The following is a 16,261-nucleotide window of genomic DNA, read 5'->3' as shown; positions in this document are numbered from 1 at the left end:
CCGTCCTATCCGTCCCCGCGCGGATGCAGACCCAGCCGCCGGATCATCGCCAGATCCTGATCCAGCGCCCGGCCCTCCGTGGTGAGATAGTTCCCCGTCATGATCCCGCTCGCCCCCGCTTCGAAGATACGCTCCTGCGCCTCGCCCAGGTTGGCCTCGCGACCGCCGCACACCAGGATCTCGCGGTCGGGGAGGGCGAGGCGGAGGAGGGCTATGATCTTGAGGCAGCGCTGGGGGGTCAGCTCGCGCAGGCCTTCGAGCAGAGTGCCGGGCACGGGGGTGAGAAAATTGACCGGAACCGAATCCACCTCGAGCGCACGCAGCTCCAGGGCCAGTTCGACCACCTGCCGGTCGCTTTCCCCGAGCCCGAAGAGGCCCCCCGCGCATACGCTCATTCCCGCCGCCCGGGCCGCCCGGATCGTCGCCGTCCGCTCTTCGAACTGGTGGCTCGTGCATATCTTCGGGAAGAAACTGCGGGCCGTCTCGAGATTATGATGATATCGGCTGACGCCCGCGTCGCGGAGTCTGCGGAGACGGGCTTCGTCGAGAAGACCCAGCGAGGCGCAGTAGGCCACGCCCCCGTCCTGCGGCATCGCGCGGAAAGACCCGGTTATCGTATCGAGTTCCTCCGGGGAGGGGCCGCGGCCGCTCGTCACGATGGAGAACCGATGGACCGGGGGTTCGGTCTGGCGCGCCGCGCGGACCATCCATTCCGGATCGCGCAGCGCCCAGGTCTCGATCCCCGTGTCCGCCCCGCCCGCCTGGGCGCAGAAGGCGCAATTCTCCGTGCATCGCCCGGATTTGGCGTTGGCGATCATGCACAGATGCACGCCGCCGGCGAAGGTGTGTTCGCGCAGCCGACCCGCCACGGCGATCATCGAGTCCGCGAGTCGGCCATCGGCCGCAGACAGTTCGTAGAGGTCCCCGTCACGGACGGACTCGCCGTTCAGCAGGGCCTTCTCCATGTCGCGGAGGTCTCGCGTATTCATGATTGCGGGAGGATGAGTGGGACGGCCGTCGAAAAAAAATGGAGCGAGCGATGGGATTCGAACCCACGACAACCACCTTGGCAAGGTGGGGCTCTACCACTGAGCTACGCTCGCCCCGTCGATGAATCAGGCAAGATACCGGAATTGGATGATGACGCAAGCGGGAATCGGGGAAAAATAGTGTTATCAGATTGATTGGCCGGCGGTTTTTTACGATGGTGTCGGCGGTCGCACCATGGGGACCGGAAGCGGGAGAGGAGCGTTATGAATAAATTCAGGTTCGGAGTGCCGGAGGCGGGGCATGCCGTCTCGATCGCCTCGGGCGTGGCGTTTCTCTTTCTGCTGATGATGCTTCCGCTGGTCGGTCCGGCCGGTGCGAAGACCCCGCACGCAGCGACCAACGCGGCGGCGTTCGGGGCGGTGCTGCTGCTGGTCTTTTTGCTCGCCGCGGCGGCCGTCTTCCTCAAGCGACGCGATCCGGACACCCCGAAGCGCTGGCCCGCCTTTCCCACGCTGATCGGTGGTTTGTGCCTGTTTCTGGCGCTTGCATGGGCCTTCGGTCTGCTGCGCATCTGAGGGAACCGCCCGGCCGTTCACACCTTCCCGGACTACCGGCGCCAGGCTGGTTCACGAAGATGAGCAGCGGCGTTCAGAGCAGCGAGAGCTGATCGCCCCGTCCCCGGTACTGCGGCAGCCTGAGTTCGGCCGTGTTTCCCGTCCGCACCAGGTCCTCCACCGAGATCGGCTCCCCGCGCTGATGAAGCGTGCGGATCAGGTTCAGCATCACCTGTCCGCAGTACTCCGCGTCCTCGAGCGCGCGGTGGAATTCGCCCGCGGGGATGTCGAAGTAACGCACCAGGGTGTGGAGCTTGTGGTTGGCGAGACCGGTCAGCACGACTCTCGACAGGGCGCAGGTGTCCAGGAAGATCCCGGCCGGGGCCGGTGCGCGATGCAGATCCACCGCCGCCTTGAGAAAACTGAAGTCGAACGGCGCATTGTGCGCGACCAACGGATAGTCGCCGCAGAATTCCGCCAGCGGGGCGAGGCGTTCATGGATCGGCGGCGCGGACTCCACCATCGCGTCGTCTATGCCGTGGATCCGGGTCGCTTCCGCGGGGATCGGAACCTCGGGGCGGATCAGGCTCACGAAGCGCTCCGCCGGCTCCCCGTTGAGAAACAGGACCGCCGCCAGCTCCACGATGTGCGAATCCGACGGCCGGATGCCCGTGGTCTCGAGATCGAATGCGATAAAATCCATGCCCCTGTTCATACCCTGTACGGGGCCGGCTGGCAAGAGGCGAGCGCTCCCGGGCAGCGATTCTCATTATGGCTTCACCCTTTTCGGTCGGGTTCGGTCGGGGTGGAACCCGACCCTCCCAATGCCCGAAAAGGCGTCGGATATCGACTCGGGAGGGACGGCTGCCACGCCGTCCGCGGTCGGAATGCGGCCATAATGAGAACTGCTGGCTCCCGGGAGCCCATGAGGGGTGCGATGTTCTATTTAGCATTCCCAAGCGCGGCTCAAAACGATACGCTCACCCTTCGTCGCTGGAATGAAAACGTGTTTACGGGAGGAAAACCGATATGAAGAGTTGCGAGACACCATGGAGACGATGCCGCCGCCGGATCCTTTCCCTGCTGATTGCGATCCTGGCGGGATCTTCAATCCTCGCGCCGACGGCCGGGGCCGATGAGTCGAAGACAGAAGATCTTTTCGGAGAGAAATTCTGGACGCACGAGCAGGAGCAGACCGGGCCGGACCGGATCGAAGACCGGATCGTCGGCCTCTACTTCTCGGCACACTGGTGCCCGCCCTGCCGGATGTTCACGCCGAAACTGGTCGAGTTCTACGATGAACTGAAAGAGGACGAAGCTCCCTTCGAAATCGTGCTGGTCAGCAGCGACCGCTCCCGCGAGGCCATGTTCGAGTACATGGAAAAGACGGAGATGTCATGGCTGGCCCTCCCGCACCGCGGGAAACGCGCGCAGGCCCTCAGCGACCGCTACAAGGTCCGGGGTATCCCGACCCTTATCATCATCGGCCCGGACGGCGAGACCATTACGAAGGACGGGCGCAGGGATGTGACCCGTCACGGCGTGAAGGCGTTCAGTCAATGGCGCAAAGCAACGGAACTTTGAAACGGAGGGGTGCGTGAAGGAATCGATGGCGCAGCTGCTTGCTGTACAGCAACTGGACCGGAAACTGATGCGCTTCCGGCGTGAAATACGCGATATTCCTGCGCGTAAAGAGGCCCTGGATCAGGAAAAGGCCTCCGCCGAAGAGAGACTGAACGACATCGAGCAGCGTCAGCGACAGAACGCGGCGGAGCAGGGGAATCTCGAATCCGAAATCGAGTCGCTGCGGGAGCAGATCAAACGCTACAAACGCCAGCAGCTCGATGTGAAGACCAACGACGAATACCGCGCCCTGACGCACGAGATCTCCGCCGTCGAGCAGAAGATCTCGCAGCTCGAGGACCGGGAAATCGAATTAATGGAGACGGCGGAGCGACTGAATGCCGAGCACCGTGAGGCGCGCGAACGGCTGGACGACGAGGAAGATCGCATCGGAGCGGAAAAAGAGGCCCTGGACCGTCGTCTGGAAGAGGTTCAGCGGGATCTGGACGAGGTGAGCGCCAGGCGCGAGGAAAAGGCTGCGAAGGTCGATAAACGCACGCTGGCGCATTACAAGCGTATTTTTGATAATCGCGGCGACTACGCGGTTGTGCCGATCGAAAACGGGGTCTGTACGGGATGTCATATGAAAGTGACGCCCCAGACGGTCCACGACGCACAGGCGGCGCAGAAGCTGGTGGCCTGCAATTATTGCGGCCGCCTGCTGTATGTCCCGGCCGATCACCGCACCTCGTAAACAGCGATTCTCATTATGGCTTCACCCTTTTCGGTCGGGGTGGCACCCGACCCTCCCAGTGCCCGAAAATGCGTCGGATATCGACTCGGGAGGGACGGCTGCCACGCCGTCCGCGGTCGGAATGCGGCCATAATGAGAACTGCTGCCTCGTAAAAAGGTCCCGTTTACACGCGACCTTCAGACTGTTATGTTCACCGCGGTGAGGTTCGGTCGCTTTCCGGCAGTGCCGGGGAGAGGAAAGTCCGGACTCCGCAGGGCAGGACGTCCCGTGGTTAACGCGGGAGGCCCTTCGCAAGAACGAAGGGTACGGAAAGTGCCGCAGAAAACAGACCGCCCGCCGAAGCTTTAGCTGAGACGGGTAAGGGTGAAAAGGTGGGGTAAGAGCCCACCGCCCCGAGGGTGACCGAGGGGGCAGGGTAAACCCCGTCCGGAGCAAGATCGAATAGGGGACGAGAGGCGGCCCGTCTCGTCAGGAGTCCCGGGTAGATCGCACTAGATAAATGACCGATAACCGCTTTATGCGGGAGACAGAATCCGGCTTACCGCCTCACCTTTTTTTCCGGCTCTTTGAGGGCCGGCCTTTTTTATTTCCGCGTGAACCCTTTTTTCCGGCCGGGCGGCCCCTGGTGCCGCCCCTGCTTCCTTGGCGCCCCTTGCCGCCGCGCGATCCGGTGCGGCGTTCATCGGCAAACTGAAAATCCAGCCAGCGCCGTGCCGTGTCCACCTTGACCAGCAGGACGTCGATCGCCTCTCCGATGTGCATGCGCTTTTTGCCGCGCCGGCCCACCGCCCGGGTGCGCTCCTCGTTCAGGCGATAGAAGTCGTCGGTGATCCCGGAAAAGGCGACCAGACCGCGCTGGAGCGATTCTTCCAGTTCGACGATCAGGCCCTTCTTCAGGAATCGTACGATATGAGCGCGATAGGGTCCCGTATGGCCTTTCCGCAACTGATCGGCGTAATACTCGACCCGTTTCTGCTCTACGCTCTCTTTCTCGGCCTCTTCGGCCTCCCGTTCCGTCTGGCTGCAGTGGTCGGCGAGGTTGGCGAGTTGTTCCGCCGTGCAGGGCGGCGGCGCATTCTGCTCGAGCGCGGAGAGGAGCCGGTGGATCAGGAGGTCCGGATAGCGCCGGATCGGAGAAGTGAAGTGGGAGTAGCACTCGAACCCGAGCCCGAAATGACCGCCCGGTTCCGTGGTGTAATACGCCCGCTGGAAGTTCCGCAGCACGCACAGCATGGCCGCATAACGCAGCCATCCGTCGGGAAGCCGGCGCAGCATCGCGTTGATTTCGGACTGGTTGGAAGGGGGGTCGGTGATGCCCAGCGATTCCAGTTCGGCGGCCATCTGACTCCACTGGTCCGGTTCCGGGTCGCCGTGCACACGGTAGAGCGCAGGGCAGGGGGCCTCGTGCAGCCGGCGGGCCACCACGCGGTTGGCGAGCAGCATGCATTCCTCCACCAGGTGCTGAGCTTCGCTGCCCTCCCGGGTCTCGACCCCCTTGATCCGTCCTTCCGTATCCAGCCTGCATTCCACCTCCGGCAGGGCGAGGTCGATCGATCCGTGCCTGAGGCGGTCCCGGCGCCAGCGCATGGTGAGCGTGTGAAGCCGCGAGAGTCCCTTCTGCACTTCAGCCGGAATGCCCGCGGCGGTGCCTTCATCGAAATAGGCCTGGACCTGCCGGTACGTCAGTCTCGCGCGCGAACGGATCGACGCGGGAAACGTGTCGGAAGACAGGATCTCCCCTTCGTCGGTTATACGGCACTCCATGGTATGCGCGGCGCGCACCCGGTCGGGCTTGAGACTGCAGAGTTCGGCCGTAACCTTTTCGGGAAGCATCATGATCACGCGGTCGACCAGGTATACGCTGTTGCCCCGTTTGGCCGCCTCGACGTCCATCGCCGACCCCGGACGCACGTAGTGGGATACGTCGGCGATATGTACGCCCAGCAGCCAGCCGCCCTCGGGGTGCTCGCGGATCGATATCGCGTCGTCGAAATCGCGCGCCGTGTCCGGATCGATCGTAAACGCGACTTCTTCCGTGCGGTCACGACGATGCTCGTGTTCGACCGGGGGAGGCGAGGCCATCAGCCGCTGCTGCTCCTCTTCAACCTCCGCGGGAAACTCCTGCCGGTACCCGTGGCTTCTGATGATGCACTGCATGGCCACCCCCGGCGCGTCGCGGTGGCCGATGTCTTCAAGGCAGCGCCCGGTGAGCGGCCGCAGGGGATCGGTCCACTCGTCGAGTTCGACCACCACCTTGTGATCCTCGGGGGGAGGCTCGCCGCGCGGGTCCGTGTCGAGCTGCACGGTCTGATGCAGCCGCGGATTGTCCGGAACGACATACGCGTAATAAGGGGTATGACGCACGAGACCGACGACCTGCGTGAACCAGCGCTCCAGGACCCGCACCACGCGACCCTCGCCGCTGCGCCGGCCTGCTCCCGAGGGCAGCACTTCCGCTTCGACGAGGTCGCGGTGAAGACCGCACTGGAGATTCTCCGCCGCGACGTACAGCGCGCGGTCCCTCGTTTCTCCCTCGACCCGGATCATCCCGTTGCCGTCCGGGCTGACCGAGAGCCGGCCGCGTACCGTTTTCTGTGCTCGCGCCACAGCCCAGCGGTTATGGCGGATACGAACGATTTTTTCCTCCGTCTCCAGCGACTTGAGCGCCGTGCGGAACGCGCGGCGGCGGGAGGTGTCGATCCCGAGTTCCCGCGCCAGCTCCGAGGTGCGCATCGGGCGGTAGGCGGGATCGTTCATGAATTTATAGATTTGCTGCTCGAAGGAGGGACGAAACTCGCTCATAATGGTTCCCTTTCGCCTGGCGGCGTGAATCAATCCGGCAGTATCGGGGTTTCCGAGGGGATGCCGCAATGAAAATTCTTTTCGTCTCAAGCGAACTCGCTCCACTGGCTTCGACCGGCGGACTCGGCAATATCGCCCGGGCGCTGCCCGAGGCGCTTGCCGGACGCGCGAACCTGACGGTCAGCCGCATCATACCCATGTACCGAAGCGTCGCGGAACAGCAGTCCACGTCCTTTACCGGGACGCGATTCACCGTCCCGCTGGCCGACCGCCGTTATGAAGTGGAGATCTGGTCGCGCGAGGAAAACCATGTCGAAACCCTCTGGGTCAGGTGCGACGAGTGTTTCGACCGTCACGGCATCTACGGCTCGAACGGATCATCCTACGCGGACAATTTCGACCGCTTTGTTCTGTTTCAGAAAGCGGTGGTCGCATGGATCGACCTGACCGGACGCGCATTTGATGTCGTGCACGCCAACGACTGGCAGACCGCGCTGCTGCCCCTGTTTCTCCGTTACGGAACGGACGGCGAGGGCAGGGCACGGCATCCGGAGCGGACGGTGTTCACCATCCATAACCTCGCCTACCAGGGCATTTTTGAACCGGGAGATTTTGCGCGGACGAATCTCCCTCACGACTGTTTCCGGGTGGAAGTCTGCGAGTACTTTGGGAAAATCAACTGCATGAAAGCGGGTATCGTCCGCGCCGATGCGATCACTACAGTCAGTCCGAGATACGCGTCGGAAATCCTGACCCCGGAATTCGGTCACGGGCTGGAAGGCGTGCTCCGCGAACGCCGGGACTCCCTGCACGGCATCCTGAACGGCGTCGACGACCAGGCCTGGAATCCCGCCACGGATACCGCGATTGAGGCGAATTTCGACTGCGATCACACCGCCGGCAAGGTCCGCTGCCGGGAGTCGCTCTCCGCGGAGGCCGGGTTCGATTCGGGGTTCGAAGGTCCGCTGGCCGTAATGGTCACGCGTCTCGCCGGCCAGAAGGGCATCGATCTGCTGGCCTCCGTCCTGCCCGGTTATCTCTCGTCGGGCCGCCTGCGATTCTGTCTGCTCGGGAGCGGGGAGGAGCGGTACGAGCGGCTCTTCCGGGAGTGGAACGGGGAATACCGCGGTGCCTTTCATTCCGTACTGCGGTTCGACCCCCTCAGGGCGCGACGCTGGATTGCAGGCGCGGACCTGATACTGATTCCCTCCGCCTTCGAACCCTGCGGGCTGAACCAGATGTACGCCATGCGTTACGGCACGATCCCTGTGGCTCACGCCGTCGGCGGGCTCCTCGATACCATCAAAGACGCCGGTGCCTCGCCGTCCACCGGCACGGGATTCCTGTTCTCGCCGTTCACGCCGGAGGCGTTCGACGACGCCCTGAGACGCGCACTGCAGGTGTTCGGACGTTCAGGCGACTGGAGCGAACTCAGACGACGGGCCATGAAGCGGGATTTCTCGATCCGGCGCATGGCCGCGGAATATGCGGATCTCTATGAGTCGCTCTGACTGACCTGAGGACGGCTCAACCCCAACCCCCACATCTTGCGATGCGTGAGCCACGGGACTAGACATAAGATATATTATACGACGTTATATAAAACATGGGTCTGTACCCTGGGGATGTGCTCTCTGAATGGCGAAACTCGATTCGGAACCCGATCTCGATTCTGTATCCGTGTGATTCGTGAAATCCGTGGTGAATCTCTAAGCTTCGTGGTGGATAGCGTCCAGTTAAGGAATCCAGCCCCACTGGGAATCAAACGGCCAGTAGACGATGAAGGCCGGGCCGAGCAGCTGTTCGGTGCTTACGGGACCGAAATAGCGGCCGTCCCGGCTGTTGTCGGAATTGTCGCCCAGCGGCAGAAATTCGTCGGGACCGATGACGAGCCGGTCCGACGAATCGGCCAGCCGACCCTTGTTCCGGTATCCGACGTACGGCGGCCGTCGAAGCCGCTGAAATATCTCGGGGCGGTCGACGACTTCGCCGTCGGCGATCAGCCCGCCGTCATCGATCCCGACGGTCTCGTCCGGAACACCGGCCATTCGCTTGATGTAATACGAATCCTGACGCACGCCGCTCAGACCCTGGGTGTCGAATACGACCACGTCGCCGCGCTCCGGCGCGGTGAAATTGTAGACGATCTTATTGACGAGAATGTGGTCGCCGGACCGGACTTCCCCCGAGGCCAGGACTTCGCCGCGGCGCACCGGGCGGGTGGATTCGATCACGCCGCCGCGGCGGACGACGGGTACCCGGATATAGCGGGCCATGTCTTCGGGCACCAGGTGTCGGGTCCCGCCGACGTGAAAGACGAGCCGGTCGCGAATGCGCTCCCGGAGGTTGATTCTCAGATATCCGGAGGATTTACTGCGGATCTCTTTGTAGGATCGCCCGGTCACGAGCCACTTGGCGAACTTGAACGGCTGAACATCGATCCACGATCCGTCCGCTTTCGCCTCGACCGTGATGCCATTGAGCGTCGGCTCCATCGAGCCGGTCGGTATCTTAAACGGCTGGAAGAAGTACGCGCGGATGGCCATCGCCGCGGCGATCGCCACCACGAACACCTCCAGGTTTTCACGCAGCTTCGGCGCGGAGCGCGCAGGCGATACCGCCTCCATCGCTTTCCCGAGATCCTCCGACGCCCGCTCGAGTTCCCCGCGGGACGCTCTCTCCGACCCGCGCCGCCGCAGTTCGTCCGCGGCCGCATTCAGTCGCTCGATCTTCTCCGCGTCAACCACGTCCTCGCGCATCCGGCGCACATGCCGGGCGTCCTTGAGCAGATTTTTGATCCGCTTGCGCCATTGCCGTCGCTGCAGAATGTTCATGCTGATTCCCCGGTTGCGGTGAATGCCCCGACTGCCTCGATCTCTCCCGACTTCATCCTTTTCCCCGTCCCCCGACGGTCACGATCGGGGAAACGCTGCGCTCGGGGCAACGGCGCTTCGCGCCTCGAGACAACGCTTCGCTCGGGGGAACGACATATCCCCCGCCTGCCACGAGGCCCGCAAGGGCCGTTGACACGTTCTTCCCGATTGCCACGAGGCCCGCAAGGGCCGTTGACACGATGAGAAGAACGCTTCGCTCGTGCAACGGCGCTTCGCGCCTCGAGGCAACGCTTCGCTCGGGGGAACGACATATCCCCCGCCTGCCACGAGGCCCGCAAGGGCCGTTGACACGATGAGAAGAACGCTTCGCTCGGGGCAACGGCGCTTCGCGCCTCGAGGCAACGCTTCGCTCGTGCAACGGCGCTTCGCGCCTCGAGGCAACGCTGCGCTCGGGGCAACGACATATCCCCCGACTGCCACGAGGCCCGCAAGGGCCGTTGACACGTTCTTCCCGATTGCCTCGATCTCCCCCCGATTTCCACGCTTTCCCCACTCCCCTGCCCTAACTCGGCTCCGTTTTCAGCACCCGTATAAAGGCTTCCTGCGGGATGCTCACCTGCCCGATCTGCTTCATCTTTTTCTTCCCGGCCTTCTGTTTCTCCAGCAGTTTGCGCTTACGGGTGATGTCCCCGCCGTAACACTTGGCCGTTACGTCCTTACGGTACTGGCGGATCGTCTCCCGCGCGACGATGTTTCCGTTGATCGCCGCCTGCAGCGGGACGGAAAAGGCCTGGCGCGGAATGACATCCTTCAGCGCCTGGCAGATCCTGCGTCCCTGCGCCGGCGCCTTTTCGCGATGCACGATCGTCGCGAACGCGTCCACGGGTTCGCCATGCACGAGAATATCCATCTTAACCAGGTCGGCCTCTTCGTAACCGAGGTATTCGTAGTCCATCGAGGAATAGCCGCGGCTGACGCTCTTGAGCTTGTCGTAGAAATCGATGAGCACCTCGTTGAGCGGCAGCCGGCATGTGAGCATCAGGCGTTTCGCGTCGATCGTATCCGTATGCGTCACGGTCCCGCGCCGTTCCATCACGAGCTGCATCATGTCGCCGATGTGATCGTTGAGGCAGATAATGTAGACCTTGATCATCGGCTCATCGACGGAGGCGATCTGGGTGGTCTCGGGCCACAGGACGGGGTTGTCGATTTCCAGCGTCCGTCCGTCCGTGAGGTGCACGCGATACACGACGCCGGGATAGGTCGTGATAATGTCCAGATCGAATTCGCGGCGCAGGCGCTCTATGGTGACTTCCATATGCAGCAGTCCGAGAAAACCGCAGCGGTATCCGAGTCCCAGCGCGGCCGAGGACTCGTTCTGGTAGCTGAAGGCGCTGTCGTTGAGCCGCAGTTTTTCGAGCGAGGCCCCCAGTTTCTCGTAGTCGGCGGTGTCCATCGGGTAGACGCCGGCGAACACCATCGGGTGGATCTCCTGGAAGCCCGGGAGCGGCTTTTCCACCGGGCGGTTCGTGCGCGTAACGGTGTCCCCGATGCTGATCTCCGAGGCGTCCTTGATGTTCGCGGTCAGATACCCCACGTCGCCGGCCGAGAGCGCGTCGGTGGGACGCGGATCCGGCGAAAACAGGCCCACGCCTTTCACTTCGTAATCCCGGCCGGTGCTCATGGCCCGGATGCGGTCGCCGCGCCGCACCCGGCCGTTGAAAATGCGCACGTAGACCACGGCGCCCTGGTACGGGTCGTACTTGGAGTCGAACACCAGCGCCGAAAACGGGGCCTGCTCCTCGGCCGACCCCTCCGGCGGCGGGATGTCGCGCACGATCCGTTCCATGACCTCCCCTACCCCGCCGCCCGTCTTGGCGCTGACCCGGATGCACTCTTCGGCCTCGATGGCGAGAAGATCCTCCAGCTGCGCGGCCGACTCCTCGGTCAGCGCGCTGGGGAGATCGATCTTGTTGAGCACGGGAATGATGACGAGGTTTTCGCCCGCGGCGAGGAAGGCATTGGACACCGTCTGCGCCTCCACGCCCTGCGCGGCGTCGACCACGAGGATGACTCCCTCGCAGGCGGCGAGACTGCGCGAGACCTCATAGGAGAAATCGACGTGCCCCGGCGTGTCCATCAGGTTGAACCGGTACGTGTGCCCGTCCTGCGCCTTGTATTTCATTGTCACGGGGTGGGTCTTGATCGTGATGCCGCGTTCGCGCTCGAGATCCATCGCGTCGAGCACCTGTTCGCGCATCTTGCGTTCATCGACCGTATGCGTCAGTTCGAGCATGCGGTCGGCGAGCGTGGATTTGCCGTGATCGATGTGCGCGATAATCGAGAAGTTGCGAATGTGGGAAAGATCGCTCATGGGTGGGTATCAGAGATTCGCGCCGTACGCCTCCTGCGCAGCCCGGCGCAGCCGTTCCACGGCGGTCTGCATGTCGTCCTGTTTGAAAAGATGGCTGCCGGCGACGAGCAGATTGGCGCCGCAGGCCGCCGCGGAAGCCGCCGTCTCGTCGTTGATGCCTCCGTCGACACTGAGGCCGATTCCGGGATAGCGGCGGCGCAGATCGGCCATCTTGGTTTCCACGTATTCCAGATAGGACTGTCCCCCGAATCCCGGATGGACCGTCATGCAGAGGATCTCTTCGACCAGCCCCGCGTCGCACAGCGCGTAGGCGGACTCCGCCGGCGTCTCCGGGTTAAGGGTGATTCCCTGCTTCACGCCGCGGTCGCGGATTCGTTTCAGTTCGCGTGCGCAGTCGCAGCGCGCCTCGACATGAATGAGCAGCGTGTCGGTCCCTGCGTCGATAAAGGGGTCGATGTGGTGCTGCGGCTCCATCATCATCAGGTGCGTGTTCAGCGGGATCGACACCGCCTCGCGCGCCATCCCGACCGTCGCCGGGCTCATGCTCAGGTTCGGCACAAACCGCGCGTCCATGATATCGACATGGAGCTGGTCCGCGCCCGCCGCCTCCGCCCGCCGACAGCCGTCCGCGCGGCGACCCTCGTCCGCGGCGAGGATGGAAGGCATGATCTGGATGTCGGGTCGGGTTGTCATGATGGCTCACACCGTTGGAGACGTCATCCGGGTTGAAACCGGATAAACCTCATGACGCTACAGAAGAGCCCTGACAAGGTCAAGTTACCCTGCGCCGCGATCGTGGTCGTATCTCTGCGGTGAAGATCGATGCCGATCGCGATTCCTCTTCCCGAAGAACCAGCCTTCATGTCCTTTCCCGGACGACGCTCCAAATAAATCCACGAAGAACCGCGGCCCGCTCGAACTTGCCCGGAGGGACCGCCTGTCCTATGGTGTAGGCGCACCGCTTGAAGCCTGCGCCCGGGTGGCGGAATCGGTAGACGCAACGGACTTAAAATCCGTTTTCCGTATGGAAGTGCGGGTTCGAATCCCGCCCCGGGCAGAACCAGCTTCCTGCACCGCGAATGAATGCGAATACGCGCGAATGGGATACTGAATAAAATCTATCTATGCGCCGCGCCTGATGCACAAATTCGCACTACAGACCCACCGCGGCATTCAACGGCTTGCGGTCATCGGGCAGCCCTTCGTTGTTCGTCGCGGCGATCAAGCCGCGCGCGTGTCATACGCTCCCGCAGACCGCCCTCTTCGAGGAAAGCCTGCTCCTGTTGCCGAACAGACTTCAATGGTTATCAATCCGGCCCCTGTCACTTCGCCGCTCTTTTGCTTGAAATCTGGAACACGGGACTTAAATTATGACCGAAACAAGGAGGTATTCATGAGCACTCCGGTCACGCAGGTTCAGATCCCCGGCATCCCCGTCTGGAAGTCAGGCAAGGTCCGCGACATTTTCGATTTCGGTGACTGCTTTCTGTTTGTCGCCTCCGACCGCATTTCGGCCTTCGACTGCGTAATGCCGAACGGCATCCCCGACAAGGGCGTGGTGCTCAACTCGATCTCCGCCTTCTGGTTCGATAAGCTCCGCGACGTCGTCGATCATCACCTCATCACCTGCAACCCCGACGAGTATCCCGAGGAACTCGCGGCGCACCGCGATCTGCTCGCCGGGCGTTCGATGCTCGTGCGCAAGGCCGAGCTGCTGCCGGTCGAGTGTATCGTGCGCGGATACCTCGTGGGGTCCGGCTGGAAAGAGTATCAGCGTCAGGGCACGATCGGAGGCATGCCGCTGCGCGACGGATACCGCCAGGCCGACCGGCTGGACGAAACCATCTTCACGCCTTCGACCAAGGCCGAAGAGGGCCACGACGAGAACATCTCCGTCGAGCAGATGCGCGAAATCATCGGCCCCGAACGGGCGGAGGAAGTCATGCGCGCCAGCATGAATCTCTACGAGCGGGCCGCCGACTACGCGCGGGAGCGCGGGATCATTATCGCCGACACGAAATTCGAGTTCGGACTGATCGAGGGCAAGCTCACGCTCGTGGACGAGGTGCTCACGCCGGACAGTTCGCGGTTCTGGCCGGCCGACGAATACGCGCCGGGCCAGTCGCCGCCCTCCTTCGACAAGCAGTTCGTGCGCGATTATCTCGAGTGCCTGGACTGGGACAAGACCCCGCCGGCGCCGGAGCTTCCCGAAGAGATTGTCCGCAAGACCCGCGAGAAATACCTCGAGGCCTACCGGCGCCTGACGGGGGCGGAACTGCAAAGCGGCGGCAACTCCTGATGCTCCAGCCCCTCGCGGATCAGTTCCTGGATTATCTCACGCTGGAGCTGGGGGCGAGCGAACAAACGCGCTGCGCGTACGGGGCGGATCTCGAGGCCCTGCTCGACCATCTGGATCGGCAGGGGGTCTCCTCGCTCAACCGGGTGACCCGCGAAATGCTGCTCGACTTCCTGCTGGCCGAGCGTGAGCGGGGACTCGCCTCCGCCTCCGTCTCAAGGCGGCTCGTGGCGATCAAGATGTTCTTCCGCTACTGCCGGCGCGAGGGACTGCTCGCCTCGGATGTGACCGAGGTGATGGATTCCCCCCGCCTGATCCGCGCGCTGCCGGACGTCCTGACGCCGGAGGAGGTCGACCGCCTGCTCAATGCACCCGACCCGGAACAACCGCTGGGGCTCCGCGACATCGCGATCCTGGAACTCTTCTACGCCTCGGGACTGCGTGTGTCGGAACTGGCGGGCCTCCGCCTGACGGATCTGCATCTCGACGAGGGCTATCTGCGCTGCACCGGGAAAGGCCGCAAGGAGCGGGTCGTGCCCGCGGGCCGCCGTGCGATCGACGCACTGCGCCGCTATCTCGGAGAGGTCCGGCCGTCGCTCGACCCGGGCGGTGCGGAGGCCGTGTTCCTGACGCGACAGCGGCACCCCTTCTCGCGCAAGGGGCTCTGGTGGATGATCCGGCAGCATGCGCGCACGGCGGGCATCACCAAGAAGATCTCCCCGCACACGCTCCGCCATTCCTTCGCGAGCCATTTGCTCGCCAACGGCGCCTCGCTGCGGGTCATCCAGGAAATGCTCGGCCACGCCGATATCGCCACCACGCAGATCTACACGCATGTCGACTCCTCCCGCCTGAAATCGGTCCATCACCAGTTTCATCCCCGTGCATGAATGAGACGCATCCATTTCCCGACCTCGAGCAGCAGATCGGATATCGATTCGCCGATCCGGACCTGCTGCAGCGCGCCCTCACCCATCCCTCCTGGCGCCACGAACAGCCCGCGCCGGCCCGGGACAACCAGCGCCTGGAGTTTCTCGGCGACGGCGTGATCAATCTGCTGGCGGCGGAGTTCGTTTTTCATGACCAGCCCGACGACGATGAGGGCGAGATGACGAAACGGCGCAGCGCGCTGACCCGGGACGATATTCTCGCGGAACTCGGACGCGAACTCGGCCTCGGCGAGCTGCTGCGCCTGGGACGCGGCGAGGAGGAACACGGCGGCAGGAATCGCGCGTCCAGCCTGGCCGACGCGGTCGAGGCGATGTTCGGGGCAGTTTGGCTGGACGGCGGAACGGAGGCGGCCCGCGAGGTCTTCCGGCGCGTGCTGCCCGCGTTGCGCCGGATTCTGCAGCATCCCGAGTCGTGGTCCGATCCGAAAGGCATGCTCCAGCACTTCGCCCATCGCGGCGGCCGCGGCCTGCCGCAGTACCGGGTCCTCTCGCAGCGCGGCCCCGAACATCGGCCCGAATTCGAAGTCGAGGTCCGGCTGGACGGCGAACCTTGCGGACGGGGCTGCGGGCCGAGCAAGCGGGAGGCGGAAAAGGAGGCGGCGCGAGCCGCGCTGTCGGAAAAAACCCCCCGCGCGCCGCAGGATCTTTCCCGGCAAGGTGAAACGACCGGTCCGGAGCCGTCCTGAAGCCACCGTCGTCCTGCCGGGGTCAGGGCCGTCCTATTCGTGTCTCCTGACTTCAACATTACCCGAAGAAGCGCTCGAATGCCCCTGTGAACATTGAAGTGAGTTTTGAATCAGGGTGTCCCGGCGGAAAAGGGGTTATTCGTGGATTTTTATGGAAGGGCTCCCGGGAAAGGTGGGATGCGGCAGATCGGAGGGGGAGAGAGCATGGGATTCACCATGAAGGACCTGAAGGTTGGTTGAGGGGGGGGACATATACTCGTACTCGCACTCGTACGCGTACTCGGAGCGCCGAAGGCGCGATCCCATCCATCGATTCAAGGAATTCGAGTACGAGTACCGCTTCGCTGAGTACGAGTACGATATTCCCCCGGGTGTCCCCATGTTGAACTCAGGAAAGAACTCCCCGCGCGCCGCAGGATCTTTTCCGGCAAGGTCCGGAGCCGTCCTGAAGCCGCCG

13 protein-coding genes, 2 tRNA genes and 1 other RNA gene are annotated in these 16,261 nt (G+C 63.4%); 9 read left to right on the top strand and 7 right to left on the bottom strand.

Translation table 11 applies throughout. The features are described from left to right. Positions 1–5 precede the first annotated feature (5 nt). Both bioB and L21SP4_RS05120 read right to left on the bottom strand, forming a co-directional pair. The gene (bioB, locus tag L21SP4_RS05125) at positions 6–989 is read right to left on the bottom strand and encodes a biotin synthase BioB (protein ID WP_052881653.1); all 984 of its coding nucleotides are present in this window, start codon (positions 987–989) and stop codon (positions 6–8) included. A gap of 39 nt (positions 990–1,028) precedes the next feature. Beyond that, positions 1,029–1,103: transfer RNA gene (locus L21SP4_RS05120), tRNA-Gly, on the bottom strand. A 150-nt stretch (positions 1,104–1,253) separates the two neighbouring features. Here L21SP4_RS05120 and L21SP4_RS05115 point away from each other — a divergent pair. After that, positions 1,254–1,565, top strand: coding sequence for a hypothetical protein (locus L21SP4_RS05115; protein WP_052881652.1), 312 nt, complete (start codon positions 1,254–1,256; stop codon positions 1,563–1,565). A 73-nt stretch (positions 1,566–1,638) separates the two neighbouring features. On the opposite strand, the gene L21SP4_RS05110 is transcribed toward L21SP4_RS05115, so the two are convergent. After that, positions 1,639–2,247 carry a 3'-5' exonuclease gene (locus tag L21SP4_RS05110; RefSeq protein WP_052882967.1) on the bottom strand — a complete coding sequence of 203 codons (609 nt, stop codon included), beginning with the start codon at positions 2,245–2,247 and terminating at the stop codon, positions 1,639–1,641. 326 nt (positions 2,248–2,573) lie between these two features. Between L21SP4_RS05110 and L21SP4_RS05105 the strand changes: the two genes are divergently transcribed. From L21SP4_RS05105 to rnpB, 3 genes are all read left to right on the top strand, one after another. Further along, entirely contained in the window at positions 2,574–3,128 is a 555-nt protein-coding gene (locus L21SP4_RS05105) for a thioredoxin family protein (RefSeq protein WP_052881651.1), read from the top strand. A 13-nt stretch (positions 3,129–3,141) separates the two neighbouring features. Further along, on the top strand, positions 3,142–3,861 hold the full coding sequence (locus tag L21SP4_RS05100; RefSeq protein WP_052881650.1) for a zinc ribbon domain-containing protein: 720 nt from the start codon (positions 3,142–3,144) through the stop codon (positions 3,859–3,861). A gap of 196 nt (positions 3,862–4,057) precedes the next feature. Then, an RNA gene (gene rnpB / locus L21SP4_RS12185) (RNase P RNA component class A) lies at positions 4,058–4,419 on the top strand. On the opposite strand, the gene L21SP4_RS05095 is transcribed toward rnpB, so the two are convergent. Continuing rightward, a complete protein-coding gene (locus L21SP4_RS05095; RefSeq protein ID WP_052881649.1) occupies positions 4,409–6,664 on the bottom strand; it encodes a ribonuclease R family protein in 2,256 nt (751 codons plus the stop codon). The two genes, rnpB and L21SP4_RS05095, sit on opposite strands and share 11 nt — an antisense overlap. A gap of 68 nt (positions 6,665–6,732) precedes the next feature. Here L21SP4_RS05095 and L21SP4_RS05090 point away from each other — a divergent pair, with 68 nt between their 5' ends. Then, positions 6,733–8,175 carry a glycogen synthase gene (locus L21SP4_RS05090; protein WP_052881648.1) on the top strand — a complete coding sequence of 481 codons (1,443 nt, stop codon included), beginning with the start codon at positions 6,733–6,735 and terminating at the stop codon, positions 8,173–8,175. Between the two features lie 225 nt (positions 8,176–8,400). On the opposite strand, the gene lepB is transcribed toward L21SP4_RS05090, so the two are convergent. The 3 genes from lepB to L21SP4_RS05075 form a co-directional block, all read right to left on the bottom strand. Next, on the bottom strand, positions 8,401–9,498 hold the full coding sequence (gene lepB / locus L21SP4_RS05085) for a signal peptidase I (RefSeq protein ID WP_052881647.1): 1,098 nt from the start codon (positions 9,496–9,498) through the stop codon (positions 8,401–8,403). A 562-nt stretch (positions 9,499–10,060) separates the two neighbouring features. After that, positions 10,061–11,872: a translation elongation factor 4 gene (lepA, locus tag L21SP4_RS05080; protein WP_052881646.1), complete on the bottom strand. Its 1,812-nt coding sequence runs from the start codon at positions 11,870–11,872 to the stop codon at positions 10,061–10,063. 9 nt (positions 11,873–11,881) lie between these two features. Further along, positions 11,882–12,565: a ribulose-phosphate 3-epimerase gene (locus L21SP4_RS05075; protein ID WP_052881645.1), complete on the bottom strand. Its 684-nt coding sequence runs from the start codon at positions 12,563–12,565 to the stop codon at positions 11,882–11,884. Between the two features lie 280 nt (positions 12,566–12,845). Here L21SP4_RS05075 and L21SP4_RS05070 point away from each other — a divergent pair. The 4 genes from L21SP4_RS05070 to rnc all read left to right on the top strand — a co-directional run bounded on the left by L21SP4_RS05070 (position 12,846) and on the right by rnc (position 15,804). Next, positions 12,846–12,929: transfer RNA gene (locus tag L21SP4_RS05070), tRNA-Leu, on the top strand. 336 nt (positions 12,930–13,265) lie between these two features. After that, on the top strand, positions 13,266–14,171 hold the full coding sequence (locus L21SP4_RS05065) for a phosphoribosylaminoimidazolesuccinocarboxamide synthase (RefSeq protein WP_052881644.1): 906 nt from the start codon (positions 13,266–13,268) through the stop codon (positions 14,169–14,171). Then, positions 14,171–15,058, top strand: coding sequence for a site-specific tyrosine recombinase XerD (gene xerD / locus L21SP4_RS05060; protein ID WP_052881643.1), 888 nt, complete (start codon positions 14,171–14,173; stop codon positions 15,056–15,058). The genes L21SP4_RS05065 and xerD overlap by 1 nt, the downstream gene beginning before the upstream one ends. Then, positions 15,055–15,804 carry a ribonuclease III gene (gene rnc, locus L21SP4_RS05055; protein WP_052881642.1) on the top strand — a complete coding sequence of 250 codons (750 nt, stop codon included), beginning with the start codon at positions 15,055–15,057 and terminating at the stop codon, positions 15,802–15,804. Before xerD ends, rnc begins: the two co-directional genes overlap by 4 nt. Positions 15,805–16,261 lie beyond the last annotated feature (457 nt).

Source organism: Kiritimatiella glycovorans (genome assembly GCF_001017655.1).
Lineage (GTDB): Bacteria > Verrucomicrobiota > Kiritimatiellia > Kiritimatiellales > Kiritimatiellaceae > Kiritimatiella > Kiritimatiella glycovorans.
This window is presented reverse-complemented; position numbering and strand designations above follow the sequence as displayed.

Coding starts and splice junctions, on each gene's coding strand:
- L21SP4_RS05105 (WP_052881651.1), top strand. CDS start 2,574: ATGAAGAGTTGCGAGACACCATGGAGACGATGCCGCCGCCGGATCCTT.
- lepA (WP_052881646.1), bottom strand. CDS start 11,872: ATGAGCGATCTTTCCCACATTCGCAACTTCTCGATTATCGCGCACATC.
- L21SP4_RS05075 (WP_052881645.1), bottom strand. CDS start 12,565: ATGACAACCCGACCCGACATCCAGATCATGCCTTCCATCCTCGCCGCG.
- bioB (WP_052881653.1), bottom strand. CDS start 989: ATGAATACGCGAGACCTCCGCGACATGGAGAAGGCCCTGCTGAACGGC.
- L21SP4_RS05095 (WP_052881649.1), bottom strand. CDS start 6,664: ATGAGCGAGTTTCGTCCCTCCTTCGAGCAGCAAATCTATAAATTCATG.
- L21SP4_RS05115 (WP_052881652.1), top strand. CDS start 1,254: ATGAATAAATTCAGGTTCGGAGTGCCGGAGGCGGGGCATGCCGTCTCG.
- lepB (WP_052881647.1), bottom strand. CDS start 9,498: ATGAACATTCTGCAGCGACGGCAATGGCGCAAGCGGATCAAAAATCTG.
- L21SP4_RS05065 (WP_052881644.1), top strand. CDS start 13,266: ATGAGCACTCCGGTCACGCAGGTTCAGATCCCCGGCATCCCCGTCTGG.
- xerD (WP_052881643.1), top strand. CDS start 14,171: ATGCTCCAGCCCCTCGCGGATCAGTTCCTGGATTATCTCACGCTGGAG.
- rnc (WP_052881642.1), top strand. CDS start 15,055: ATGAATGAGACGCATCCATTTCCCGACCTCGAGCAGCAGATCGGATAT.
- L21SP4_RS05090 (WP_052881648.1), top strand. CDS start 6,733: ATGAAAATTCTTTTCGTCTCAAGCGAACTCGCTCCACTGGCTTCGACC.
- L21SP4_RS05110 (WP_052882967.1), bottom strand. CDS start 2,247: ATGGATTTTATCGCATTCGATCTCGAGACCACGGGCATCCGGCCGTCG.